Consider the following 24,703-nt stretch of genomic DNA (forward strand, 5'->3'; position numbering starts at 1 on the left):
GTAATGAAAATTTTATTATTAGGTTCAGGTGGGCGTGAACATGCTCTTACATGGAAAATGCTACAAAGCCCACTGTGTGAGGCTGTATTTGTAGCACCAGGAAATGCAGGAACAGCTCAGATTGCGCAAAATATCACGATTAACCCCAATGATTTTGAAGCAGTAAAACAAACTGTTTTAACACATCAAATTGATATGGTCGTGGTTGGACCAGAAGATCCTCTGGTAAAGGGAATAGTCGATTTCTTTAAACAAGATGAAACCATTCAACATATTCCGGTGATTGGCCCTTCTAAAGAAGCTGCACAATTAGAGGGAAGTAAAGATTTTGCGAAAGAATTTTTAATTAGACACCAAATACCTACTGCTGCCTATCAAAGTTTTACAAAGGATACGGTAGAAGAAGGAAAGAAATTCCTAGAAACACTAAAAGCACCCTATGTTTTAAAAGCAGACGGATTAGCAGCTGGTAAAGGAGTTGTTATTTTAGAAGATTTGGATGCTGCAAAAGCGGAATTAGCGGATATGTTAGTTGATGCTAAATTTGGTGATGCAAGTTCAAAAGTTGTAATCGAAGAGTTTTTATCGGGAATTGAATTGAGTTGTTTTGTATTAACAGATGGAAAATCATATCAATTACTTCCTACTGCTAAGGATTACAAGCGAATAGGAGAAGGGGATAAAGGACTGAATACAGGAGGTATGGGAGCTATTTCTCCAGTGCCTTTTGCAACGGAAGAATTCTTGAAAAAAATAGAAGATCGCATTGTTATTCCGACGGTAGAAGGAATCAAAAAAGATCAGTTAGACTATAAAGGTTTTATTTTTATTGGAATCATAAAAGTAGGGGACGACCCATTTGTGATTGAGTATAACGTTCGTATGGGAGACCCTGAAACAGAGGTTGTCATGCCAAGAGTACAATCAGATTTAGTTGAGTTATTCCAAGCGATAGCTAAAGAAGAATTAGCCACAAAAACGATTGAATTAGATACGCGTAGTGCAACAACGGTGATGTTGGTGTCAGGTGGATACCCCGAAGCGTATGAAAAAGGAAAAGTAATTACAGGGATTGACCAAGTGGAAGATTCGATTGTTTTTCATGCTGGAACAACACTGAAAAACGGTGAAATCGTGTCTAATGGAGGACGTGTACTTGCCGTGACATCTTACGGAAACTCGTACGAAGAGGCACTAAAAAAATCTTATCAAAATATAGATAAACTAAATTTCGATAAGATTTATTATCGTAAAGATATCGGATTCGATCTTTAAGATAGTTGATTACTTTAGAAATGAGTGGGCTGTAGTGTCTTGTGTATCTTCGTTATTTGATTTAAACAATTGTAATTGTTTTAACCAAAATACAAAGAAGTAGCAAGTAATTAGGATGAAAATCCAAGTAATGATGTTCGCAGTCCACCATTTCTCAAGTTCTAGTTTTGCAAAGAAATCCATTGGGATGAAAAGTATCTTTTCAAACAAGAATCCTAAACCATTAAAAAATGAAGTCATTTTCCTTTATTTTTAAATTAAATAATATTATTTGAATTTTTATCATATTCAGTACGAATACAAAATACCCAAAAGAAACAAATAGTACTACAAAAATATAAAATATATACATGTTAGCAAGTATTTTTAGTAAAACTAGGCCGATTAACTATATCATGCTTACGCTTTTAATCGTAACAGGCTATAGTTTATTTGTAGGATTAGACTCTAGCATTGAATGGACAACTTTTGAAATGATTAAAAGAGGAGCTGTATTACTGTTGCTATTGCTCATGATGTATCTCTCTCAATTTATTGTTTCGAGAAATAGATTGGTCGATGACAGTGCTTATGTACCGCTAATTTTTACCAGTTTTTTATTTGTTTTTCCCACTTCTTTTGAGAATGTAAAAGTTATTATTGCGAGTTATTTTATTCTGCTTGCCTTGCGACGTATCTTATCGCTACATTCATTCAAACAATCAAAAGAGAAGTTGTTAGACGCCTCTTTGTGGATTTGTATTGCTAGTTTATTTCACTTTTGGAGTGTTTTATATTTCATCTTACTGTTCTATGCCATTGCTTTCTTTGGCGCTAAGGATTATCGAAATTGGATTATTCCCTTGGTTTCTTTCTTAGGCGCTTCGATCTTTCTTAGCCTCTATTTACTGATTCGAGAGGAACACTTTGTAGATTGGTGGGCAGAACGTGTACAGTTGAGCTTTGACTTCATGTATTTTGACAATATTTTTCAAAATATCGCGCTGGCGGTATTTGTTTCTATCGCTTTACTTTATTCAGTATCCCAAGCGTTAGCAATTAAAAAGAAACCGTATAATATGCAAAACACCTACAAGAAAATCATACTTTCATTTCTTATAGGTGCTGTAATTTATATTATTTCTGCAGATAAATCGAATGGACTCTTGTTATTTACGTTCTTTCCTTTATCCATACTGGGAGCTAATTATATTGAAAGTATCCCACAGCGTTGGCGAAAAGAAGCCAATGTTTATAGTATTTTTTGCATTGGAGTCTTTTTCTATCTAATGCAATTATTTATTCTATAGTTTTTGGCCATAAGCCAAATCACCTGCATCTCCAAGACCGGGAACGATGTAATTGTGGTCATCTAGCTTTTCGTCTAAAGTAGCAACCCACAAGTGTACATTTGCAGGAAGATTTTCTTCCAAATACTGAATACCCTCTGGAGCTGCAATTACTACAGCCAGGTGTAATTCTTTTGGTTGTTCTTCGGTCATTAATTTATTGATTACCGCAACGAGTGATTGTCCTGTTGCTAGCATGGGATCGATTAAAATTAAAATCTTGTCTTGAAAGGATGGAGCTGCTTGGTATTCAACCAATATTTCACTGGCCTCTCCGTGTTTTCCATGACGGCGGTAGGCTGAAACAAACCCATTCTCAGCATCATCAAAAAAGTTCATAAATCCTGTATGTAAGGCTAATCCTGCACGAAGGATAGAACAAAGAACAACATTGTCTTTAATACAAGTTGTATGTTTAGTTCCCAGAGGAGTCTGTACAGCAATGGCTTTGTAGGGAAGCTTTTTACTCAACTCGTAAGCCATGATTTCTCCAATGCGCTCGATGTTTTTTCGAAAGCGCATACTGTCCTTTTGAATGTTTACATCGCGTAGCTGAGCTAAGAAATGATTTAAAATGCTGTTCTCCTCTGAAATATAGTGAATTTTCATAACGGTATAATTAGTACCATAAAAGTATTAAAACTATATTTGTAAATAAAATTATTCATATGTTTTCAGAATTAGCATTTCCGATATTCGAAGAGAGTATTCGCGATTATCATAAGTACGATAATGTAGATCAACCAATTAGAAATCCATATCCCAAAGATGACATTAAACATTTATTGTATTTAAAAAACTGGATAGATACGGTTCAATGGCATTTTGAAGATATTATTCGCGATCCACAAATTGACCCTGTAGCAGCGTTAGCTTTGAAAAGAAGAATTGATGCTTCCAATCAAGAGCGTACGGATATGGTAGAATACATCGATAGTTATTTCTTAACTAAGTATAAAGATGTAACAGTAAAAACGGGGGCTAAAATTAATTCTGAGAGTCCAGCATGGGCCATTGACCGCTACTCAATCTTGGCGTTGAAAATATACCACATGCGCGAAGAAGCAACAAGACCTGAAGCAACAGAGGAGCACAGAGCTAAATGTCAAGAGAAATTGAATGTTTTATTAGAACAAAAACAAGATTTATCTACGGCAATTGACGATTTATTAAACGATATTGCTCAGGGTGATAAATACATGAAAGTATACAAGCAGATGAAAATGTATAACGACGAGGAATTAAATCCTGTGTTGTATCAAAATAAAAAATAAAAATAGAAGAAGCATATCGAATAGACGATATGCTTTTTTTTATTGGGATATAGACGAGGTTTTTACAGTAAAATCAAAGGAGGAAAATATCATTTTTTTCTATCGTTAAAAAAAATTACTTTTGTTTAGTAAAGCGTGGATTATCACGCTTTTCTTGTTCAAAATAAATCATATTTTAGTGAAAGGTTTAAAACATATTGTCATTTTTAGATTATCGGCTATGGGAGACGTGGCTATGACGGTACCTGTAATTCGAGCGTTAATCGAACAACACCCTAGCATTCGCGTTACAGTAGTTTCGCGTCCTTTTTTTAAGCCTTTTTTTAAAGGTATAGCACGTGTTGAATTTTTGGCCGTAGATGTGAAGAAAAAACACAAAGGTTTTTTGGGTTTACTTCGCTTATACAACGACATTAAAAGATTAAAACCCGATTATTTTGCTGATTTTCACAATGTATTGCGCGCGCAAATTGTGCGAACCTTGTTTAAACTCTCGGGGATACCAACTGCGGCGTTAGATAAAGGAAGAGCTGCTAAAAAAGAATTAACTCGTGCGGAAAACAAAGTGTTTAAACCCGTGCAGACCATGGGGGAAAACCACGTAGAAACCCTTCAAAAACTGGGATTAACAGTGAGTATGACAAACCCTGTTTTTCCTTCCGTACCTGCTTTAGCACCAGAGCTTGAACCCTACAGCAAAGAACAAGGTAAAACCTGGATTGGCATTGCTCCTTTTGCGCAATATGACAGTAAAGTTTACCCTTTGGATTTAATGCAAAAAGTAGTGGACGAATTGGCAGAACAAGAAAATTACCTTGTTTTCCTTTTTGGTGGAGGTGAGAAAGAAATTGCCCTACTTAATCAATTGAAGCGAGATAATGACAATGTCATCGTGATGGCAGGTAAAGTGAAATTAGAGGTGGAAATGAACTTAATTCAACATTTAGATGTTATGTTGTCTATGGATTCAGGAAATGCTCATATTGCAGCTATGTTAGGAGTAAAAGTCGTAACTTTATGGGGTGCCACACATCCTTATGCGGGTTTTGCGCCGTTTAATCAACCGATGGAGTATTGTATCACAGCAGATCGTAAAAAGTATCCTCTATTGCCAACCTCAGTGTATGGAAATAAAAAAGTGGAGGGCTATGAAGAGGCAATGCGAACCATTGAACCTCAAGTGGTGTGTAAGAAAGTTATTGAAGTAGCACAGAAGAAATAAAGAATTTAGAGATGATTAAAATTGAAGATTATATTAGAAATATTCAGGATTTTCCAAAAGAGGGTGTTGGATTTAAAGACATTACACCTCTTTTAAATAGTCCTGAAGCGATGGAAGAAGCAACCAAGCAATTGTTAGCCTTGGTTGGTGATAAAAAAGTAGATCGTGTAGTGGGCATGGAAAGTCGTGGTTTTTTCTTTGCTACTTTATTAGCCAAAGAATTAGGGGCTGGTTTTGTACCAGTTCGAAAACCTAAAAAACTGCCTTTTGATACGATTGCTCAAGAATATCAATTGGAATATGGAACAGACATCCTTGAGATGCACGCGGATGCCATTAAACCAGGAGAAAGAGTATTGATTCACGATGATGTACTAGCTACAGGTGGAACAGCAGAGGCGGTTTGTAAACTAGTAGAGCGTTTAGGAGGAGAAATTGTACAAATTAATTTCTTAATGGAGCTTTCTTTTTTACACGGTCGTGATAAATTAGCGCAGTACGAAGTGAAAAGTTTACTGACGTATTAAGCCATATACAGTTCGATACTATGTTTCGAACCGAAAGAACAAAAAAAGGAGTTTAGCACATACTAAACTCCTTTTTTTGTTCTTTATCAATGACTTAATATTTTTCTATTTATGGCGTCGTTTTATACTGTTGGTTATGTTGATGTATTTCTCCTAATTTCAAACAGTTCTGTTTTTTTAATGTAGGTAGAAAGGTTTTTTTATTGGTGTCTTATTCTTAATTTTGCATAAAAATAAATGAAATTATTATGAAAAAGATTTTAAAAACGGTAGGAATTAGTTTTATCGCTTGTTTAACGGTTGGTTGTTCATCTGATGACAATAAAGGAGGGAAATCAAATGAAGAAGAAACGACGTTAATTGTACTGGATAGAATGGAGGAGTTGCAGTATGATTCAGAGTACAGTGAAGAACAGGAATCAGATGAGCTTGCTTTATTTAGTAAAACGACCTATGTATTTCACTATGATGAAAAAGGAAGAGTCGCTATATTTGATGTAGATGATTTAGATGAAATTCCTCTTTCAGAAGAATCACGTAGTCTTACAAAATCTACGTTGACGTATAACGATGCAAATCAAATTAAGAGTATCCATACCATAGAAATGATTAGTGGAGAAAATTGGATTGATGAGCAGTTTGAATACAATGCTCAGGGTGTGTTAGTTAAATCGGTAGAACGCGTTGATAATGAAACAAAACACTACCAGTTGAATGAGAAAAAACAGGTGGTATCGTTAAAAGTAGTAACGGACCATAATTATGAGGAACACTATGCCTATGAATATGATGAAAGAGGAAATATTATTCGTGCAACTGAAATAGATAATTCAAAACGTGTTCACGATTTTACGTATGATACAAACAAGACTCCTTATGAGAATATGAGTATCAACTTTACACATAGTAATTTTGACTATACGCATTACCTTACATCTTTAAACGTAGGGAAAAATAATATTCTTTCTTACAAAGATCGATATGGAGAATGGGTGATGAAACATGAGTTGAATGCTGAGGGATATCCTATCGAATCAACGGGATCTTTTAACAGTGACAATAGAACGAAGCGCTTAGTGTATAAATATACGTACAAGTCAATCAAGATTAAAAAATAAGAAAACCATAGAATAAAGTGAAAAAAGCTACTTGAAAAAGTAGCTTTTTTTTTGGCTTAGTTTTTGATTATAATTTATTACGAATGTTTTTATTAACAATAATTATCTCATTTGCTATTCATAACAACTTGGTTTATAATTGTTTGAAAAAACAGTGTTATTTTTTTTAAAAACACTTGCATATTAAAATTATTATTAGAAAACTTTGTACCAACCCATTAGGGGATATCAAATAAATGAAGAAAACAGTACTACATACTACTTTTAAAACGTACAGCATAGCCTCTGCTACTGCTGCTGTTTTCTTGTTATCTACTTCGCGGTCTTCGCGGTCGCGGGCTTAATTCGTTAAGCATTCTTTTTCTTTGGGAACTTTGTTGTCTCCCAAATCAATAAATCCATTAAATTTTAATGTAGTTCAACGAGCTTGAAAAGGAGAATTCTTGCATTTTGCAGGTTTTGCTATTGACGCTGTTGAATTCTAACTATCTGTTTTTGAGATGAATTCAAATCAGTTTATCGTTATACCAGCGAATGAAACACACGTTGGTTATGCTGCACAAATCTGTGATGAAATGGCCCTTTCTGCCCAAGCACGTGGTACGGGAATCGCCAGAAGAAAACCGGAATATGTAGCAAACAAAATGCTAGAAGGTAAGGCGGTGATTGCGTTGCACCGAGATGGAACTTGGGCGGGGTTTTGTTATATCGAAACGTGGAGTCACGGTGAATATGTCGCCAATTCAGGTTTGATTGTCAATCCCGTATTCAGAAAGGAGGGGTTGGCCAAAACTATTAAGAAGCGAATTTTTGAACTGTCTAGAGCTAAATATCCCCAAGCTAAAATATTTGGATTAACCACGGGGCTAGCGGTGATGAAAATCAATTCTGACCTAGGATATGAACCCGTTCCCTATTCAGAATTGACACAAGATGAATCCTTTTGGAAGGGCTGTGAGAGCTGTGTCAACTTTGCTATTTTACAGAGCAAAGAACGCAAAAATTGCTTGTGTACCTCGATGCTTTGGGATCCCGTTGAAAAAGAAAAAGAACTTCGAACGAAAATAGATCAAAAAACAAAAGCGAAAGAACGCTTAAAAGAAATGCAGAAGAAGTATTCTTTACTGAAACGACTGCAAATGAAAATTAAGCAAACCGTAAAGAAGACGCATTTATTTTAAACATAACAAGAAACAAGATGAATAAAAAAATAGTTTTAGCCTTTAGTGGTGGATTAGACACCAGTTTTTGTGTGATTTACCTCAAAGAATTGGGATATGAAGTACATGCTGTTGTTGTCAATACGGGTGGTTTCTCACCAGAAGAATTACAGACAATCGAGCAAAAAGCCTATAGTTTAGGCGTAGCGTCTCATACAACCATTGACGAAACAGAAAATTACTATAACGAAAGCGTAAAGTATTTGATTTTTGGAAATGTATTAAAAAATGGAACTTATCCGCTTTCCGTTAGTGCAGAACGTGTGTGCCAGGCAACGGCAATTGCCAACTATGCCAAGAAAATAAAAGCAACAGCCGTAGCACATGGAAGCACTGGCGCAGGAAATGATCAAGTGCGTTTTGATATGATTTTTAATATCTTAATTCCAAATATCGAAATTATTACCCCTATTCGCGATTTAAAATTAAGTAGAGAAGAAGAAATTGTGTATTTAGCTAAACACGGGGTAGCAATTAACGCAGAAAAAGCAAAATATTCAATTAATAAAGGCTTGTGGGGAACTTCAGTAGGAGGAAAGGAAACCCTAACTTCGAATCTATATTTACCAGAAGAAGCTTGGCCAACTCCAGTGACCAAAACAACCCCTGAGGTTGTTGAAATTGTGTTTGAGCACGGAGAGCCCATTGCATTAAATGGCATTCAAATGACCCCTACTGAAGTGATCCAACAACTACAAGATCTCGCTCAACCCTTTGGGATTGGAAGAGATATCCACGTAGGTGATACGATTATTGGAATCAAAGGAAGAGTGGGTTTTGAAGCGGCTGCTCCCCTGATTTTAGTGAAAGCACATCATACGCTTGAAAAGCATACCCTTACCAAATGGCAGTTGAGCTGGAAAGAACAATTGAGTACTTTTTATGGCAACTATTTACACGAAGGACAATTTCACGATCCAGTGATGCGCGACCTAGAGGCCTTCTTATCCAGCACCCAACAAACGGTTAACGGAAAAGTGTGGATTGAACTTCACCCGCACCGTTTTGTTGTACAGGGAATTGAGTCGGATAATGACTTGATGTCTAATGCATTCGGTAGTTATGGGGAGATGAATAATACGTGGACTGGAGAAGATGTCAAAGGATTTTCAAAAATATTTGGCAATCAAGTGATGATTTGGCATAAAGTAAACCAACAAGAAGATGAGTAAAGATAAAATTAAAGTGGGAATTGTTGGTGGTGCAGGTTATACAGGAGGAGAACTTCTTCGTCTGTTGCTGAATCACCCTGCTGTTGAGCTGGTTTTTATTCATTCTAAAAGTCAGGCTAATAAACCGATTTACAGCATACACACGGATCTATTTGGCGATACAGATTTGTTGTTTACCGCTGAGCTTCAACAAGAGATCGACGTTGTTTTTTTGTGTTTAGGTCATGGAGATGCTCAAGTTTTTTTGCAAGAACACTCCTTTGAACACTCCGTTAAAATCATTGATTTAAGCCAGGATTTTAGATTGAAAAAAGACGGTAATCCCTTTGTTTATGGCTTGCCTGAATTGAATAGAGACCAGATTAAACAAGCGAATTATATTGCCAATCCTGGCTGTTTTGCAACGGCTATTCAATTGGCTTTATTGCCTTTAGCTGCCCAACAAATGTTGCCTGAATCTATTCACATCCAAGCGATCACGGGATCAACAGGAGCAGGACAAGGTTTAGCAAGTACGTCTCACTTTAGCTGGAGAGCAAATAATTTGTCGGTATACAAAGCCTTTACGCATCAACATTTAGGAGAAATAGGTGAAAGTTTAAGTCAATTGCAACCTCAGACGAAGTCCGCGATCAAGTTCATACCCGAACGTGGGGATTTTGCAAGAGGGATATTTGTCAGTATCATGATGGAATCCTCATTGAGTTTAGCGGAATTGCAGGAAATGTATGCCCTATACTACAATCCCCATCCTTTTACTCATTTTAGTGAAGATGCAATTCACTTAAAACAAGTGATAAACACGAACAAATGCTTGATTTCAGTAGACAAACATCAAAATGATGTATTGATTACAAGTACCCTTGATAACTTACTGAAAGGAGCTTCTGGCCAAGCGGTTCAAAACATGAACCTCCTGTTCGGATTAGAGGAAAAAACAGGATTAAACTTGAAAGCATCTGCTTTTTAAACGAGATAAATTATGATGAAATTATATGATGTATATCCTTTAAACCCCATTGAAATAGTTAAAGGACAGGGAAGTTGTGTTTGGGATAAAAATGGACAAGCGTATTTAGATTTATATGGCGGACATGCTGTTATTTCTATCGGACATACACATCCTCATTATGTTAGTCGTTTAAAACAACAACTGGACCAGATCGGATTTTATTCTAATTCAATAGAAATTCCCTTACAGCATCAAGTTGCAGCTTTGTTGGGCGAAGTATCAGGTTTAAACGAGTATCAATTGTTTTTGTGTAATTCGGGCGCAGAAGCGAATGAAAATGCGTTGAAAATAGCGTCTTTTCATACTGGAAGAAAAAAGGTAATCGCTTTTGAAAAAGCCTTTCACGGGCGAACTTCTTTAGCGGTTGCGGCAACGGATAATCCTAAGATTGTAGCCCCAGTTAATGAAACAGAACACTTGGTTTTCTTGCCTTTTAATGATGAAGATGCGCTAGAACAGGCGTTTGCTTCCTATGGAGGTGAAGTAGCAGCCGTAATCATTGAAGGAATTCAAGGCGTTGGGGGAATTCAGGTAGCTACACCTTCCTTTCTACAAAAAATAAGAACCTTAACAACACAATATGACGCTGTTTTTATCGCAGACGAAATTCAATGTGGATACGGTAGAACAGGTTCTTTTTATGCGGTTAATGATGCAGGGGTGCAAGCAGATATTTACACGATGGCTAAAGGGATGGGGAATGGTTTTCCAATCGGTGCATTAGCACTGGCGCCAGTATTCAAACCTTGGCATGGTCAATTGGGAACAACATTTGGCGGAAACCATTTAGCTTGCGCTGCAGCATTAGCCGTTTTAGAAGTGATGCAACAAGAGCAATTGTTGATTCAAGCCAAAGAAATTGGAGGTTACCTATTGACGGAATTAAAAAAACTAGATAAAATACAAGAAGTGAGAGGAAAAGGATTGATGATTGGCATTGATCTTGCCCCAGAACTAAAAAACTTGCGATCGGATCTTTTGTTTCAAGACCACATCTTTACGGGCAATGCTAGTCCAAACGTGATTCGTTTACTACCTGCGCTTACACTGAGCGAGACAGAGGCGGATGTGTTTTTAGAGAAATTCAGCAAAAGATTACAACAGTATTAAAAGCAAAAGTCAATGAAACAATTTTTTTCAGTACACGATATACCTTCTTTGTCAGAAGCGGTGAAGACCGCTCTGGAATGTAAGGCAAATCCTTTCCAAAATGAAAATCTAGGAAAGCACAAAGTAATGGGATTGGTTTTCTTAAATCCAAGCTTGAGAACGCGAATGAGTACCCAAAAAGCAGCGATGCACTTGGGGATGCAAGTGATGATTATGAATATGACCTCAGATGGCTGGGCGTTGGAAACCAAAGATGGCGTAGTGATGGACGGCAATACAGCGGAACACATCAAAGAGGCGGCTGCTGTAATGGGAGAATATTGCGATATTTTAGGGTTGCGTTCCTTTCCTGGATTGAAAGATGCAACAGAGGATTATAGCGAAGAATTGTTTAGCAAGTTCACTCAATACTGTGGAAAACCCGTGGTGAGTTTAGAAAGTGCAACCAGACATCCGCTACAAAGCTTTACAGATCTTTTGACCATCATTGAAAAAGGGGACTATTTATTTGATGAAAGCAAAAAACAATATGTGCCACAAGGAAAAAAACCAAAGGTTGTCTTGACCTGGGCTCCTCATGTGAAAGCGTTACCGCAAGCGGTTCCCAATTCATTTGCCGAATGGATGATTCAAGCCGAAAAAGAGGGATTGCTCGATTTCGTTATTACACACCCAGAAGGGTATGGTTTGAGTGAGGAATTTACACAAGGTGCTAGGGTAACAACAAACCAAAGGGAAGCTTTACAAGAGGCTGATTTTGTGTATGTAAAAAACTGGTCAAGCTATGAGAATTATGGACAAATTACGTGTACAGATCCTTCTTGGATGTTGACTTTAGATCATTTAAAGGAAACCAATCAAGCCAAAGTGATGCACTGTTTACCAGTAAGACGCGATTTGGTCATTGCTGCTGAAGTACTGGATAGCGAACATGCCATTGTTATTGAAGAAGCTGGAAATAGAGTATGGGCAGCCCAAGCAGTATTGCAAGAAATGTTGAAAAATAAATAGAGATGCAAAAACTAACCGTAATTAAAATAGGAGGAAATATCGTAGATAATGAAAAGGCTTTGCATGACTTTTTAGCCCTTTTTGTACAAATCGAATCTCCAAAAATACTGGTTCATGGAGGAGGAAAACTGGCTACAAAATTAGCTAGTGAATTAGCCATTTCCACAGAAATGGTTGAGGGACGAAGAATTACCTCTGCAGCGATGTTACCCGTTACGGTTATGGTTTATGCGGGATTGATTAATAAGCAAATCGTGGCTCAACTACAACAGCGAAAGTGTGATGCTTTGGGTGTTTCTGGGGCAGATGCGCAACTCATCAAAAGTCATAAACGCCCAAAAGTGCCTGTAGACTACGGTTATGTAGGAGATTTTTCTCCTCAAGACGTTCAGGTTCATCGCTTAAAGCAGTTTTTAGCCTTAGGACTTTGTCCTGTTTTTTCTGCTATTACCGCTGATCAAGAAGGGCAGTTATTAAATACAAACGCAGATACAATAGCTTCAAATCTGGCTATCGCCTTAGCAACAGACTATCAAGTAGACTTGATTTATTGCTTTGAACGCAAAGGTGTATTGCGTGATATAAAGGATGCAGAATCTGTTATATCAACAATCAACACTGCTAATTTTGACCAACTAAAAAACGAGGGAATTATCGTGGAAGGGATGTTGCCAAAAATAGAAAATGCATTGGCCGCTGTGGAACAAAAGGTACATCAAGTTTGTATTAAATCTGCACAAGATTTGTTGAAACAAACAGCAGGGACGGTAATTAGTCTGTAAACAAAAAAGGAAGAAATGAAAAAAGAACTCACGATAGAGGCGATTCAGCTGTTAAAAAGACTGATTGCAACTCCTTCATTCAGTAAAGAAGAAGGAAATACGGCAGAATTAATTGCACAATTTCTCATAAAGCACGGCGTTGCTATTCACCGTGACTTACACAATGTTTGGGCGTTTAATAAATACTATGATTCGAATAAACCGACGATTTTGTTGAATTCACATCACGATACGGTTCGTCCAAATAAAGATTATACTCGAGATCCTTTTCAAGCCGAAATTATTGATGGTAAACTTTATGGATTAGGAAGTAATGATGCAGGAGGATGTTTAGTTTCGCTTTTGGCTACTTTTGTGTATTTCTATGAACAAAAAGAGTTGAGATACAACATTTGTCTAGCGGCTACGGCAGAAGAAGAAATATCGGGAACGGAAGGATTAGAATCCGTCATTCCTAAGCTTGGTACTTTGGATTTTGCTATTGTAGGAGAGCCTACTCAAATGCATTTAGCGGTGGCAGAACGCGGATTAATGGTGTTGGATTGTGTGGCTAAAGGACGTTCTGGACATGCAGCGCGTAATGAAGGTGAAAATGCTATATTAAATGCAATAGAGGACATTGCGTGGTTTTCAACCTATCAATTTCCAAAAGTATCGGAAGAATTTGGACCAATTAAGATGAGTGTAACGATGATTCAAGCGGGAACCCAACACAATGTCGTACCTGCAAGCTGTGATTTTGTCGTTGATGTTCGCGTTACGGATGCCTACACCAACGAGGAAGTTTTAGAAATAGTGAAACAACAGGTGAGTTGTGAGGTAAACGCGCGTTCAACGCGTTTAAAACCCTCTTCTATTGCAAAAGATCACCCTGTTGTGCAAGCAGGTATTCAGTTGGGACGCGCTACGTATGGATCGCCAACAACGAGTGATCAAGCGTTGTTGGACATCCCGTCGTTAAAATGTGGCCCTGGAGATTCTGCCCGATCACATACTGCAGATGAGTTTGTGTATGTGAGTGAAATAGAAGAAGGAATCTCGCTTTATATTGAAATGTTAAACCAAATCGTGAAGTAAAATGAAGTTATGGCAGAAAAATACAGCAGTAAATCAGGCCGTTGATGCCTTTACTGTTGGACAAGATAGAATGATGGACATGAACTTAGCTCCTTTTGACGTGCTGGGATCTTTAGCGCATACTCAGATGTTACAGCATATTGGTTTGCTTACGCAAGAGGAGTTAACACTCATTCAAAAAGAATTAAAAGCAATTTATGATGAAATCATGCAAGGGGATTTTCATATTGAAGAGGAGGTAGAAGATATCCATTCACAGATTGAATTATTGCTGACGAGAAGAATTGGCGAAGCGGGAAAGAAAATCCACGCGGGTCGTTCGCGAAATGATCAAGTATTGGTGGATTTGAAATTGTATTTCCGTTACGAGATTGAAGAAATTGTAGCACAAGTGAAAAGCGTATTTGAGACGTTTCAACGTTTGAGTAATCAGCACAAAGACGTCCTAATGCCTGGGTATACCCATTTGCAAATCGCCATGCCTTCTTCATTTGGACTGTGGTTTGGCGCGTATGCGGAGAGTTTGGTGGACGATTTAGAAATGATGCTAGCGGCTTGGAAGGTCGTAAACAAAAATCCACTAGGTTCAGCAGCGGGTTATGGTTCCTCTTTTCCTTTAGATAGACAAATGACAACCGATTTGTTGGGATTTGAATCCATGAATTACAATGTGGTTTATGCTCAAATGGGTAGAGGAAAAAGCGAACGTATTTTAGCACAAGGGTTAAGTGCTATTGCGGCTACCTTAGCTAAATGGGCAATGGACTGCTGTTTGTATATGGGGCAGAATTACAATTTTATCGGATTCCCAGAGCATTTAACCACAGGGTCAAGTATTATGCCACACAAGAAAAATCCAGATGTCTTGGAGTTGATTCGTTCCAGATGTAATAAAATTCAAGCGTTACCCAATGAAATCGCTCTAATGACCACCAATTTACCTGCAGGGTATCACCGCGATTTGCAATTGCTAAAAGAAAATCTATTTCCCGCATTTATCTCCTTGAAAGAATGTTTGGACATGACGCAGTTGATGTTAGAAAACATAAAAGTGAATACAGCCATCTTAGCGGATCCTAAATATGATTATTTATTTAGTGTTGAGGTGGTTAATCAATTAGTCTTAGATGGTACACCCTTTAGAGAAGCTTACAAAGAAATTGGTGTAGCTATTGAAGAAGGAACTTATCAGCCAGCTAAAGAAGTTCATCATACCCACCAAGGGAGTATAGGTAATTTGATGAATGAGGAGATAAAAGAGGCCTTTGAGGTCGTATATCAAACCTTCGGGTTTGATCAAGTAAAGAATAAACTAGTACGTTTAGTGTTGTGATAGTTTGTAAAAAGCATAGAAATTTTTTTCTATGCTTTTTTTGATTAAATTTATGTTAAGATATAAAATGTATGTATATAAAGATGTTTAATTCAATCATAGCTGTATTAGTAGTCTGTTTGCTGTTATCTTGTTCAAAAAGCGATGATAATAAAGATAATTATGATCCCATTTCTGCAATGGAATATAGCAAGCTGAAAAGTTTAGATGAAATTAATAATATGATTTTCTATTATGCAGGGATAAAACGGGGCAATGAAAAAGCGAGTATGCTAAGTAATAGTTCGTCTTCTTGTCGAGCGAATGAATTTTTTAGTGTAATTATAACAGAAAATCAACCGAATTTGAATTTTGGATTTATAAAATTTCAATCTGGAAATTTGGGATGTGAAACTACAGATTCTGTTTTCTTTATTGATACAGAGTTGTTAAGTGAAGGAGAATTATTTACAACATTAGTCAATGGATATCTTCATCCTCAAATTGGACTTATTCTAGGAGGAAGGAGATTCAAAGGCACTTTAGAGATTGGTTTTCAAGGGGAGTATTTGCGTATCGAAGATTATATGTCTAATTATGAACGTATAGATCCGAATGAGAAAGTGTATTTGTATTTTAAAAAATAAAAATTAATGAGAAAGTATATTTATATTTTAAAAAGTAATAAAAAAGGAAACTGATTTTTCAGTTTCCTTTTTTATTATATATCATCGTAGTTGATGTGAATTTCATCTGAGGTGACAATTGCTTGACACGATAAGATCAACCCTTCTGCAACTTCATCATCAGATAAGATACTATTGCGTTTCATTGTAGCTGAACCTTTGGTCACTCTACACATACAAGAACTACAAATACCACCTTGACACGAATAAGGAGCATCGATTCCCGCCTCTAATACACCACTTAGTAATGCTTGACTTTTGGGCATCTCAAAAGTAGATTCCTCATCGTCAACAATGACCGTCACTTTAGTACTTCCTCCACCTGCTTCTACGGGATTATTCCCATCTGTATTCGGTGTGAAAATTTCAAATAGAATCTGGTCTTTTGCTATGCCTTTCGCTTGTAGTGTTTCGCTTACCACATCAATCATGGCTTCTGGGCCGCATAAGAAATAGTTGACAAAAGACTTGTCTTGATGTTTATTATTCACTACAAAATTGATCGCAGCTTTGTCAATTCGTCCAAAAATCGAATCGTTTTCTCTCATTCTTGAATAGACAAAATGTACATAAAGCTGTTCCGGATATTGTTCTTGTAATTGGTGTAACTGCGTGTGGAAGATCGTCTCTTCTGCTGATTTGTTTCCGTAAACTAATACAAACTTGCTGTTCGGCTCCTGGTTTAATACGGTTTGTAAGATAGACATCACCGGCGTAATACCACTACCAGCTGCAAAAGCAGCATAGTTATTCGATGCTTCCGCATTTGGAGTAAAAGTAAAACGACCTTCTGGTGTATCTACTTCTAATTGATCTCCTACTTTCAACACATTATTGGCATACGTAGAGAAGGCTCCTCCTTCTACTTTTTTAACCACAATGCGAATTTCTCCACTTTGTGGGGTAGAACAAATCGAATAAGCACGTCTTATTTCTTTGCCGTTATGTTCATACCTAATGTTGAGATATTGCCCAGCAACAAACTCATACGCTGATTGTAATGCTGCAGGAATATCAAATACGATAGATACCGCATTTGGAGTTTCTCTTCGAATCTCTTTTACCGTTAATTTGTTGAATCTTGACATCGTTTAGTTCTGTTTAAGTTCGCAAAAATACAAAACCCATGGAGTAAAAGGAAGTTTTACTTCTCGGTTTAACTAAAAATATTATACCTAAATATCATAGGTATCAAAAAAAGACTATATTTGCAATACCTAAGAATCTTATATATGGCAAAGCAACAACAATTATATAAAGGAAGTTTGAATACGATTATTATGAAGCTATTGGCAGAAAATGGTCGTATGTATGGCTATGAAATTACTCAAAAGGTAAAGGAAATCACTTCCGGAGAAATGAGCTTAACCGAAGGTGCTCTTTATCCAGCGCTACATAAATTAGAAGCTGATGGTTTCTTAGATGTGGATATGGAGCGTGTAGATGGTAGAGTACGTAAGTATTATAAACTAACAGAAAGTGGAGTGAAGGAAACGGTTAACAAACTAGAAGAATTAGAGAATTTTATCCGCAACATGCAAAACATCGTCAACCTAAAATTGACGTAAAGGTTTATTAATCCTATTATCCTGTAAACCAATGAATATACTAACCAAAGAACAGCTTCAATCAATTCAAGAGCGATTATTGTATAAGTATGATTTAAAATACGATGAACTCCGCAATGAACTCTTGGATCATATGGCCTGTGAAATAGAAGAGATGATGCATCAAGGGGAAACCTACGATGAAGCTACTATTTTAGTTTTTCGCAAATGGAATGTAAGGTTGATTGCCAATCAAAAAGGCATTTATAAAGGCATCCCTCATTTTATTGTCAACCAATTGAATAGTGCATACAGAAAGATCGAGATAATATCTTTTGTAGCAGCTATAGTATTAGGTTTATTACTGCTTATTGGAACCTACTACTTTACGTTCAATAGTGTCGTTTTATTGGGATCTCTATTTACAATTCATGTAGTAGGTGTTTTTATGATGTATCGCGAATCAAAAGATATACAAGATTATCGGCGTGATTTTTTTAGAGTAAAATCAGTTGAGGTGCTGTTTAAAAGTGGGCTAGCTTTAGCAGTTATCCTGTTGTTTACGTTGCTTTGGGGAACAGATGCTACTCCCTTTAGTTTTGAAGTACTGGTGATGTATTATTTTATTTTCCATTCGTTTCTATTGTTTCGATTTATCAGGTATTGTAAGTATCAAAAATTTAAAATTGCAAAGTAATGGAAGCACTTACCTCCCATCAACTCCAACATATCGATCAGTTTTTAATTGAGCACTATCGTCTGTACTATATTGATCTTCGAGCAGAAGTAGTGGATCATATTGCTTCTGATATTGAAGTAGAGCTCCAAAACGAAAAAAGCTACGAAGAAGCTTTTATTCTTGTTTTTTCAAAATGGGATGCTTTGCTGAAACCTGCAAAAGGTTTTTTTAGAGGTATTCCTCAATTTGTTGCCACACAATGGAGGAAAGAACGGATGATACGCGGAGGAAAAGCCCTGCTTTTTGGTGTGTTAACAACCTTGTTATATGGAGGGGGCTTTCATCAGCTGATGGATTCGGATCAGGGGCATTGGTTGGGCTTAGGTTTTTTTGCCTTGCTCTTCCTCAGTGGTGTTGTGGTCTATATTCGAAATTTTAGTTTGGTAAAAAAGACCGCACTACATACGGCTACAGGTAGTTTTTTACGCATTGAATTTAAGCGATTGGGACTTGTACAGAGTACGTTTGCTGTTATGGCATTACTCTCTCAATTGAAGCTTATGCCCAAAGGAGATTGGTTTATTTATAACTATATACTCATGGGGTCGATTGCTTTGTTTTACATGGTTCATTGGCACATGGATTATCAAAAAGAAAAACTGTATCAAATTAAATGGAAAACCGTCTAATAGCTACTAAATTGGAAAGAAAAGTTAACAGCGAAGAAATTGATCAACTCCATTTATTTATTCGCAAACATTATGTGGAGTATTACGATGTTGAATTGGAATTGGTCGATCACCTCGCCAATGACATTGAAAGACAATGGCAGCAGGATCAACAGTTGTCTTTTGCTATTGCTTTGGATCGGGCTTTCAAGAAGTTTGGGGTTTTTGGTTTTATGGATGTTGTCGAGCAAAAGATTAATAGGTTGAGCAGTGCGTACTATAAGGAGAGCTTTCGATTATTGAAAGGTTTTTTCACGATACCTAAGATTATATTTTCTATGGCTTTACTCGGCGTTGTTTTTGTTTTGCTTCGTTTTTTAGGACAATTTAAAAACGTTTCCGTTGTGGAAGTGCTAGAAGGTGGGGTGTTTTTATTTTTAGTTTTTCAATTGGTGCGGCTGTTTCATGCGCGGAGGCAAAGACAGAAGCAGATGGAAAAGAAATGGCTGTTGCACGCGGTGTTGTTTCACCTAGAAATATGGCCCTATTATCTCCTGTTTTTTCTGTTTTTTCGAATTTTCTTAGTGGAAGGTAATACTACTTTTGCTTTGGTGATGCAGACTGTCGTAATCACAGCTACAGGCTTGTACATCTATATTTTAAAAGCGATTATTATTCCCAAAATAAACGCAGATTTAAACCTGCAAAAGCAACGAATCACAACTGTTTAATTAGCACTTATGAGAACCGTAACCCCACAAGAAATAGAACAATTACATCAATTTGTCCGTCAACACTATGTTGAGTTTTACGATGTAGAGTTAGAATTGGTTGATCATCTAGCCCTAGATATTGAAGAACAATGGCAAGAGGATGAGCAATTGTCCTTTGATGTTGCGTTGGACCGCGCCTTCAAAAAGTTTGGAATTTTCGGATTTACCGATGTGGTTACCGCAAAGATAGATCGGTTAAAAGGCAGCTATATCAACATGATGCTAAGAGAAGTAGGAACTTTTTTTACTATACCAAAGATTGTATTCTCTATCGCAGTTTATTTGATTTTGTTTACTATTGGTTACACGTATCAAGAAGGAGGTATTTGGAGTTTATATTGTATCCTTTTTGGAATTATAAGCCTTTATATTGTGGTGGGTACGCTGTGGCAGCGAAAAGTAAAACAAAGACAAAAGAGGTTGAATAAACGTTTTTTATTAGAAGCAGTTGCGATCCAGAGTTATGCAGGAGGTGCCTTTATCTCTTTTACGTCCGTTATGATTCAATTGCCCCATTTAACTAGTTTTATTGCGAATACCCTACTGGCTACCTGTATTGTTGCTTTACTCATCCTATTCATGGGACTGTGGACGTATGTAGCCATCTATGTTCTCCTACCTCAATTACAAAAGAAAATTCATCAATTACCTCAAAAATATCAAGCTATTTAGTATAGGATGCGACTAGTTATAGTCGCTTTTTTTATGCTTTAAAAAGGAAAATTTAAACCACATTTTATAAAAGTGTAACAGAAACGAAAGAGTAGCGTCTTATTCTATATCAACCAAAAAAATAGAGTATGAAACAACTATTCACCTTGTTTTTGTGCTTTTTATCGCTCGTTTCTTTTGCTCAGGTAACAGGAACAATAGTCGATCAAGAAGGAAAACCAATTAGTTACGCCACAATTATTCTGGAACAAACCCAGCAGGGCGCTATCAGTAATGACAAAGGAGTATATGAAATAAAACCCAAAACACAGGGGGATTTTACACTCGTTTTTCAGTTTTTAGGCTATAAAACAGAGCGAAAAAAAATACAATATCAAGGAAAATCCATAACAGTGGATGTTGTTTTACAAGAAGAAGAATTTCAACTGGATGATATTGTAATCAAGGTAGGTAAAAATCCTGCGGATGACATCATCCGAAGAGCTATTGCAAATAAAGAACAAAATACAAAGGGAACGGCCACTTTTGCTGCCGACTTTTATTCGAAAGGAATGATTAAAAGTTTGAAAATTCCCAAATTTGCAAAAGATAAAGTATATGTTGGGGGAGATAAAGCTTCGGGTTTAGATTCTTTAGGACAAGGTATTCTCTATTTGTCTGAAACCGTTTCTGAATTGAAATACCAAAAACCCAATCAGTTAAAAGAACATATTATCGCCTCTAAAATTAGCGGAAACAACAATGGCTATAGTTTTAATACCGCTGATGAATCTTTTTATGATTTCTATGAAAATCAATTGAAAGTTTCGGATTTTGATGCACAATTGGTTTCTCCTTTAGCGAATCAGGCATTTTCCTTTTATAAATATACTTTAGAGGCAACATTTAAAGATAACGGGGTGTTGATAAACAAGATTAAAGTAACGCCTAAAGTTAAAAATCAGCCTGTTTTTTACGGAGATATTTACATTGTAGATTCATCTGCAGCTTTATATGGAGTGGATGTAACGGTAACAGGCGTGAGCCTCCAACAACCCTTCATTGAATCGATCTCCATTAGTCAGAATTTCTTTTACAACGAAGGGAATCAAACTTGGGTGAAGCGTTCTCAAACGTTAGATATGCTGATAAGCTTGCTTGGTTTTAAGGGACAAGGTACTTTTTTGAGTGTGTTTAATAATTACAATTTTGCCCCTCATTTCACCCGATCAGACTTTGGAAAAGAAGTGCTGTCTTTTGCTAAAGATGCCAATAAAAAAGAAGAGGACTTTTGGGTGAACCACCGCTTGTATCCTTTAACAACAGAAGAGGTGAAAGACTACCACGTCAAAGACAGTATCCGAGAGATGAAAGACTCACCTCAATATCGAGATAGTCTTCGCATGGTCTATAATCGCTTTGATGTATTATCACCTATTACTGGGTATAATTACAGAAGTAAAAGTGAGCGTTTTAAATTTAATTACAACGGTCTAATAGAATTAGATAAAATTGGGTTTAATACCGTTCAAGGTTTTTTTATGGGAACAAATCTTGGGGCGACGTTTTATGGAGCGGACAAAAAATCGTACACACGTGCAAGTCTTGATGTCAATTATGGATTTGCTTCAGAGCGTTTCAGAGCGTACGGAAGCTTAAGTCATCGCTTTAATGACGCGAATAAGTCATCGCTCTATGTAAAAGGAGGAACAACGATAGAACAATTTCACAAGGAGAATATCAGCGAGCAATTCAACAGTTTGTTCTCGCTCTTGTTTAGAAAAAACTTTGCTAAGTATTACAACAGTGAGCGAGCTTATGTTGGATATCAAGGCAAATTCATTGAAGAGATGCTATCATTAACGACAGAAGTAGGCTATGAGCAACGAAAACCATTGTTTAACAATGCCAATGGATCTTTTTATACGGGAAGTAGAGCTTATACCTCAAATGACCCTACAGCGCCTTTAAATGATTTAAGCGCACCTATTGCTTTACATCACTTATATAAGTTTAGAATGGGAGCAACGATCAATTTGGGCATGAAGTATGTTTCTTACCCTGAAGAACGTTGGTACATCCGAAACAATAAGTATCCCAAGATTAACGTAGGCTATGAAAAAGCATTCGCAGGAAATCTCAGTCAATATAATTACGATTTAGTGACGGCTGGTATTGCGCAAGAGATCACGTTGAGTAATAAAGGAGCGTTTTCGTATAACGTCAAAGGGGGACACTTCTTCAATGCAGACGGAATTTCTTATGTTGATCGAAAGCACTTTACGGGTAATCAAACGCATCTAAATATTGAAAATGACCGGATGAGTGCGTTTAGTTTATTGCCTTACTATAGCTTAAGTACAAATAAGTCCTATGCCGAGATGCATATGGAGTACAATTTTAAAGGGTTTATTATGAATCGTCTGCCCTTGTTGAAATGGACGGGGTGGAATGTAGTAACAGGGTATCACAATGCGATGATGTCAGATACCAAAGCGTACCAAGAGTTTACGGTCGGACTATCTAATGTTGGTTTTGGAAGCATGAAAGGGTTTCGCGTGGATTATGTACGTGCATACCAAGGAAGCCACTTCTTCAAGGATGGTTTTATGGTTGGATTTAAGAAAGACTTTTAAAGGTAGTTGAACAGTAGGACTGAAAAGAATTTAGTTTATGAGGTTACAGTCTAAAAAAAAGCCCGGTACATTGTATCGGGCTTTTGTATGATTAGAAGTTTGATTTGAATTGCTCTAAGAAGCGAACATCGTTCTCATAGAACATGCGAATATCGCTGATTTGGTATAATAACATGGCAATACGCTCAATTCCCATACCAAAGGCAAACCCGCTATATTCGTTTGCGTCAATGTTACAATTGGTTAATACGTTTGGATCAACCATACCACATCCCATAATCTCTAACCAACCTGTTCCTTTGGTGATTCTATAATCCACTTCCGTTTTTAATCCCCAATAGATATCTACTTCAGCACTAGGCTCAGTAAATGGGAAATACGATGGACGTAAGCGAATTTTAGATTTGCCAAACATCTCTTTGGTAAAATATAAAAGCGTTTGTTTTAGGTCAGCAAAAGACACGTCTTTGTCAATGTATAATCCTTCTACTTGGTGGAATATACAGTGAGAACGAGATGAAATATCTTCATTTCTGAATACACGTCCTGGAGAAATTGTACGCAACGGCGGTTTGTGATCCTCCATATAGCGCGCTTGTACCGATGAAGTATGAGTACGCAACAAATGTTGAGGATTTGACTGCACAAAGAACGAATCTTGCATATCACGTGCTGGGTGATAATCAGGAAAGTTCAAGGCAGAGAAGTTATGCCAATCGTCTTCAATTTCTGGACCTTCAGAAATAGTAAAACCAATGCTGTTAAAAATATCAACAATCTGATTTTTTACAAGTGAAATAGGGTGTCTTGATCCGATAGACATCGGATATCCTGGACGCGTTAAATCGCCATATAATCCTTGTACGTTCTTAGACTCTATTTCTTCTTGGATTGTTTTTACTTTAGTTTCAATGCTGCTTTTTAGCGTATTAATCGCCTGACCAAATTCCTTCTTCTGATCGTTAGGAACGGTTTTAAAGTGAGCGAATAACTCATTTAAAATTCCCTTTTTGGAAAGGAATTTAATTCTAAAAGCTTCTAGTTGTTCTTTGTTATCAGTTTGGAAGTGTTCTGCCTCACCGATGTATTCTTTTATTTTATCTATCATTTTAAGTAAAGTAAAAGGCAAATTTACTGCTTTTCATTTAGACATAAAATTTAAAGCAGGCTAATTTTTTATTTATGCGCGTTTTAATCAATATATTTTAGCTCTAAGAAATACTGCACGATGGCTTCTTTCATTAAAACACTTTGTTCCCCTGCTCGCAAAGCCGGTAAATGTTCTTTTACGTTGTAATGCGGCCATCCGTCGTTATCATAGTGGTCAAATTCATAATATCCATAGGGTTCAAGTAGGCGGCATATTGCGATATGCATTAAATTAACTTTATCGTCTTTCTTATATCGTTTTTTAATTTTACCTAGTTCTTGAACACCAATAAGATAGATGATTGCTTCTAAATCGAGGACTTCCCCATCGCCAAAGCGAGTAGATATCTTTTGCACGACATCCTCCCACCTCTTTTTTAATTGTTCATCTCTTGCCATCTTGTTGTTTGTTTGAAAGAAACAAAGATACAATTTACTTATGACGCAGATTTATAGAAAAAACAATAATTTAGT

The 24,703-nt window shown here is 36.8% G+C and carries 26 protein-coding genes; 21 read left to right on the forward strand and 5 right to left on the reverse strand.

From position 1 onward, the window contains the following. The first annotated feature begins 3 nt into the window (after positions 1-3). Complete coding sequence (purD, locus tag FBR08_RS06695) at positions 4-1,275, forward strand: phosphoribosylamine--glycine ligase (RefSeq protein ID WP_158962017.1); 1,272 nt, start codon at positions 4-6, stop codon at positions 1,273-1,275. Positions 1,276-1,284: 9 nt separating this feature from the next. Here the strand turns inward: purD and FBR08_RS06700 are convergent, their stop codons facing one another. Beyond that, positions 1,285-1,515: a DUF6341 family protein gene (locus FBR08_RS06700; RefSeq protein WP_158962018.1), complete on the reverse strand. Its 231-nt coding sequence runs from the start codon at positions 1,513-1,515 to the stop codon at positions 1,285-1,287. Between the two features lie 110 nt (positions 1,516-1,625). Between FBR08_RS06700 and FBR08_RS06705 the strand changes: the two genes are divergently transcribed. After that, on the forward strand, positions 1,626-2,564 hold the full coding sequence (locus FBR08_RS06705) for a DUF6427 family protein (RefSeq protein WP_158962019.1): 939 nt from the start codon (positions 1,626-1,628) through the stop codon (positions 2,562-2,564). On the opposite strand, the gene upp is transcribed toward FBR08_RS06705, so the two are convergent. After that, positions 2,559-3,212, reverse strand: a complete 654-nt coding sequence (upp, locus tag FBR08_RS06710) for a uracil phosphoribosyltransferase (RefSeq protein ID WP_158962020.1) — start codon at positions 3,210-3,212, stop codon at positions 2,559-2,561. The genes FBR08_RS06705 and upp overlap by 6 nt on opposite strands. Before the next feature lie 59 nt (positions 3,213-3,271). On the opposite strand from upp, the gene FBR08_RS06715 reads away from it, so the two are divergent. From FBR08_RS06715 to FBR08_RS06775, 13 genes are all read left to right on the forward strand, one after another. Beyond that, positions 3,272-3,877, forward strand: a complete 606-nt coding sequence (locus tag FBR08_RS06715) for a DUF4254 domain-containing protein (RefSeq protein WP_158962021.1) — start codon at positions 3,272-3,274, stop codon at positions 3,875-3,877. A gap of 178 nt (positions 3,878-4,055) precedes the next feature. Further along, positions 4,056-5,099, forward strand: a complete 1,044-nt coding sequence (locus FBR08_RS06720) for a glycosyltransferase family 9 protein (RefSeq protein WP_199268639.1) — start codon at positions 4,056-4,058, stop codon at positions 5,097-5,099. A 14-nt stretch (positions 5,100-5,113) separates the two neighbouring features. Then, on the forward strand, positions 5,114-5,626 hold the full coding sequence (locus FBR08_RS06725) for an adenine phosphoribosyltransferase (RefSeq protein WP_199268661.1): 513 nt from the start codon (positions 5,114-5,116) through the stop codon (positions 5,624-5,626). Positions 5,627-5,874: 248 nt separating this feature from the next. Continuing rightward, positions 5,875-6,744 carry a hypothetical protein gene (locus FBR08_RS06730; RefSeq protein WP_158962024.1) on the forward strand — a complete coding sequence of 290 codons (870 nt, stop codon included), beginning with the start codon at positions 5,875-5,877 and terminating at the stop codon, positions 6,742-6,744. A 500-nt stretch (positions 6,745-7,244) separates the two neighbouring features. After that, complete coding sequence (locus tag FBR08_RS06735; RefSeq protein WP_158962025.1) at positions 7,245-7,925, forward strand: GNAT family N-acetyltransferase; 681 nt, start codon at positions 7,245-7,247, stop codon at positions 7,923-7,925. 17 nt (positions 7,926-7,942) lie between these two features. Then, on the forward strand, positions 7,943-9,136 hold the full coding sequence (gene argG, locus FBR08_RS06740; RefSeq protein WP_158962026.1) for an argininosuccinate synthase: 1,194 nt from the start codon (positions 7,943-7,945) through the stop codon (positions 9,134-9,136). Further along, on the forward strand, positions 9,129-10,106 hold the full coding sequence (gene argC / locus FBR08_RS06745) for an N-acetyl-gamma-glutamyl-phosphate reductase (RefSeq protein ID WP_158962027.1): 978 nt from the start codon (positions 9,129-9,131) through the stop codon (positions 10,104-10,106). The genes argG and argC overlap by 8 nt, the downstream gene beginning before the upstream one ends. A gap of 12 nt (positions 10,107-10,118) precedes the next feature. Beyond that, positions 10,119-11,258, forward strand: coding sequence for an aspartate aminotransferase family protein (locus FBR08_RS06750; protein WP_158962028.1), 1,140 nt, complete (start codon positions 10,119-10,121; stop codon positions 11,256-11,258). 12 nt (positions 11,259-11,270) lie between these two features. Then, the gene (locus FBR08_RS06755; protein ID WP_158962029.1) at positions 11,271-12,269 is read left to right on the forward strand and encodes a Rossmann-fold NAD(P)-binding domain-containing protein; all 999 of its coding nucleotides are present in this window, start codon (positions 11,271-11,273) and stop codon (positions 12,267-12,269) included. Positions 12,270-12,271: 2 nt separating this feature from the next. Further along, positions 12,272-13,051: an acetylglutamate kinase gene (gene argB / locus FBR08_RS06760; RefSeq protein ID WP_158962030.1), complete on the forward strand. Its 780-nt coding sequence runs from the start codon at positions 12,272-12,274 to the stop codon at positions 13,049-13,051. A 15-nt stretch (positions 13,052-13,066) separates the two neighbouring features. Continuing rightward, positions 13,067-14,128 carry a M20 family metallo-hydrolase gene (locus FBR08_RS06765; protein ID WP_158962031.1) on the forward strand — a complete coding sequence of 354 codons (1,062 nt, stop codon included), beginning with the start codon at positions 13,067-13,069 and terminating at the stop codon, positions 14,126-14,128. A gap of 1 nt (position 14,129) precedes the next feature. Beyond that, positions 14,130-15,461: an argininosuccinate lyase gene (argH, locus tag FBR08_RS06770; RefSeq protein ID WP_158962032.1), complete on the forward strand. Its 1,332-nt coding sequence runs from the start codon at positions 14,130-14,132 to the stop codon at positions 15,459-15,461. Positions 15,462-15,544: 83 nt separating this feature from the next. Further along, a complete protein-coding gene (locus tag FBR08_RS06775; RefSeq protein WP_158962033.1) occupies positions 15,545-16,087 on the forward strand; it encodes a hypothetical protein in 543 nt (180 codons plus the stop codon). A gap of 74 nt (positions 16,088-16,161) precedes the next feature. On the opposite strand, the gene FBR08_RS06780 is transcribed toward FBR08_RS06775, so the two are convergent. Next, positions 16,162-17,214: a ferredoxin--NADP reductase gene (locus FBR08_RS06780; RefSeq protein ID WP_158962034.1), complete on the reverse strand. Its 1,053-nt coding sequence runs from the start codon at positions 17,212-17,214 to the stop codon at positions 16,162-16,164. Positions 17,215-17,358: 144 nt separating this feature from the next. Between FBR08_RS06780 and FBR08_RS06785 the strand changes: the two genes are divergently transcribed. From FBR08_RS06785 to FBR08_RS06810, 6 genes are all read left to right on the forward strand, one after another. Continuing rightward, a complete protein-coding gene (locus FBR08_RS06785) occupies positions 17,359-17,694 on the forward strand; it encodes a PadR family transcriptional regulator (RefSeq protein ID WP_158962035.1) in 336 nt (111 codons plus the stop codon). A gap of 31 nt (positions 17,695-17,725) precedes the next feature. Further along, on the forward strand, positions 17,726-18,370 hold the full coding sequence (locus FBR08_RS06790) for a hypothetical protein (protein WP_158962036.1): 645 nt from the start codon (positions 17,726-17,728) through the stop codon (positions 18,368-18,370). Next, positions 18,370-19,041: a hypothetical protein gene (locus tag FBR08_RS06795; RefSeq protein WP_158962037.1), complete on the forward strand. Its 672-nt coding sequence runs from the start codon at positions 18,370-18,372 to the stop codon at positions 19,039-19,041. Before FBR08_RS06790 ends, FBR08_RS06795 begins: the two co-directional genes overlap by 1 nt. After that, entirely contained in the window at positions 19,026-19,751 is a 726-nt protein-coding gene (locus FBR08_RS06800; protein ID WP_233266274.1) for a hypothetical protein, read from the forward strand. The genes FBR08_RS06795 and FBR08_RS06800 overlap by 16 nt, the downstream gene beginning before the upstream one ends. Before the next feature lie 9 nt (positions 19,752-19,760). Further along, the gene (locus FBR08_RS06805; protein ID WP_158962038.1) at positions 19,761-20,465 is read left to right on the forward strand and encodes a hypothetical protein; all 705 of its coding nucleotides are present in this window, start codon (positions 19,761-19,763) and stop codon (positions 20,463-20,465) included. 128 nt (positions 20,466-20,593) lie between these two features. After that, positions 20,594-23,080 carry a DUF5686 and carboxypeptidase regulatory-like domain-containing protein gene (locus FBR08_RS06810; protein ID WP_158962039.1) on the forward strand — a complete coding sequence of 829 codons (2,487 nt, stop codon included), beginning with the start codon at positions 20,594-20,596 and terminating at the stop codon, positions 23,078-23,080. Positions 23,081-23,171: 91 nt separating this feature from the next. On the opposite strand, the gene pheS is transcribed toward FBR08_RS06810, so the two are convergent. Both pheS and FBR08_RS06820 read right to left on the reverse strand, forming a co-directional pair. Continuing rightward, positions 23,172-24,188 carry a phenylalanine--tRNA ligase subunit alpha gene (gene pheS / locus FBR08_RS06815; RefSeq protein WP_158962040.1) on the reverse strand — a complete coding sequence of 339 codons (1,017 nt, stop codon included), beginning with the start codon at positions 24,186-24,188 and terminating at the stop codon, positions 23,172-23,174. A gap of 83 nt (positions 24,189-24,271) precedes the next feature. Next, positions 24,272-24,628, reverse strand: a complete 357-nt coding sequence (locus FBR08_RS06820) for a hypothetical protein (protein WP_158962041.1) — start codon at positions 24,626-24,628, stop codon at positions 24,272-24,274. Between the last annotated feature and the right edge of the window lie 75 nt (positions 24,629-24,703).

It is taken from the genome of Myroides fluvii (genome assembly GCF_009792295.1).
GTDB lineage: Bacteria > Bacteroidota > Bacteroidia > Flavobacteriales > Flavobacteriaceae > Flavobacterium > Flavobacterium fluvii_A.

Excerpts from the sequence above, each read along its gene's own strand:
- purD (WP_158962017.1), top strand. The coding sequence starts at position 4 with ATGAAAATTTTATTATTAGGTTCAGGTGGGCGTGAACATGCTCTTACA.
- FBR08_RS06765 (WP_158962031.1), top strand. The coding sequence starts at position 13,067 with ATGAAAAAAGAACTCACGATAGAGGCGATTCAGCTGTTAAAAAGACTG.
- FBR08_RS06800 (WP_233266274.1), top strand. The coding sequence starts at position 19,026 with ATGGAAAACCGTCTAATAGCTACTAAATTGGAAAGAAAAGTTAACAGC.
- upp (WP_158962020.1), bottom strand. The coding sequence starts at position 3,212 with ATGAAAATTCACTATATTTCAGAGGAGAACAGCATTTTAAATCATTTC.
- FBR08_RS06735 (WP_158962025.1), top strand. The coding sequence starts at position 7,245 with ATGAATTCAAATCAGTTTATCGTTATACCAGCGAATGAAACACACGTT.
- FBR08_RS06755 (WP_158962029.1), top strand. The coding sequence starts at position 11,271 with ATGAAACAATTTTTTTCAGTACACGATATACCTTCTTTGTCAGAAGCG.
- argC (WP_158962027.1), top strand. The coding sequence starts at position 9,129 with ATGAGTAAAGATAAAATTAAAGTGGGAATTGTTGGTGGTGCAGGTTAT.
- FBR08_RS06790 (WP_158962036.1), top strand. The coding sequence starts at position 17,726 with ATGAATATACTAACCAAAGAACAGCTTCAATCAATTCAAGAGCGATTA.
- argG (WP_158962026.1), top strand. The coding sequence starts at position 7,943 with ATGAATAAAAAAATAGTTTTAGCCTTTAGTGGTGGATTAGACACCAGT.
- FBR08_RS06730 (WP_158962024.1), top strand. The coding sequence starts at position 5,875 with ATGAAAAAGATTTTAAAAACGGTAGGAATTAGTTTTATCGCTTGTTTA.
- pheS (WP_158962040.1), bottom strand. The coding sequence starts at position 24,188 with ATGATAGATAAAATAAAAGAATACATCGGTGAGGCAGAACACTTCCAA.
- FBR08_RS06805 (WP_158962038.1), top strand. The coding sequence starts at position 19,761 with ATGAGAACCGTAACCCCACAAGAAATAGAACAATTACATCAATTTGTC.
- FBR08_RS06700 (WP_158962018.1), bottom strand. The coding sequence starts at position 1,515 with ATGACTTCATTTTTTAATGGTTTAGGATTCTTGTTTGAAAAGATACTT.
- FBR08_RS06775 (WP_158962033.1), top strand. The coding sequence starts at position 15,545 with ATGTTTAATTCAATCATAGCTGTATTAGTAGTCTGTTTGCTGTTATCT.
- FBR08_RS06785 (WP_158962035.1), top strand. The coding sequence starts at position 17,359 with ATGGCAAAGCAACAACAATTATATAAAGGAAGTTTGAATACGATTATT.
- FBR08_RS06820 (WP_158962041.1), bottom strand. The coding sequence starts at position 24,628 with ATGGCAAGAGATGAACAATTAAAAAAGAGGTGGGAGGATGTCGTGCAA.
- FBR08_RS06715 (WP_158962021.1), top strand. The coding sequence starts at position 3,272 with ATGTTTTCAGAATTAGCATTTCCGATATTCGAAGAGAGTATTCGCGAT.
- FBR08_RS06795 (WP_158962037.1), top strand. The coding sequence starts at position 18,370 with ATGGAAGCACTTACCTCCCATCAACTCCAACATATCGATCAGTTTTTA.
- FBR08_RS06780 (WP_158962034.1), bottom strand. The coding sequence starts at position 17,214 with ATGTCAAGATTCAACAAATTAACGGTAAAAGAGATTCGAAGAGAAACT.
- FBR08_RS06810 (WP_158962039.1), top strand. The coding sequence starts at position 20,594 with ATGAAACAACTATTCACCTTGTTTTTGTGCTTTTTATCGCTCGTTTCT.
- argB (WP_158962030.1), top strand. The coding sequence starts at position 12,272 with ATGCAAAAACTAACCGTAATTAAAATAGGAGGAAATATCGTAGATAAT.
- argH (WP_158962032.1), top strand. The coding sequence starts at position 14,130 with ATGAAGTTATGGCAGAAAAATACAGCAGTAAATCAGGCCGTTGATGCC.
- FBR08_RS06705 (WP_158962019.1), top strand. The coding sequence starts at position 1,626 with ATGTTAGCAAGTATTTTTAGTAAAACTAGGCCGATTAACTATATCATG.
- FBR08_RS06750 (WP_158962028.1), top strand. The coding sequence starts at position 10,119 with ATGATGAAATTATATGATGTATATCCTTTAAACCCCATTGAAATAGTT.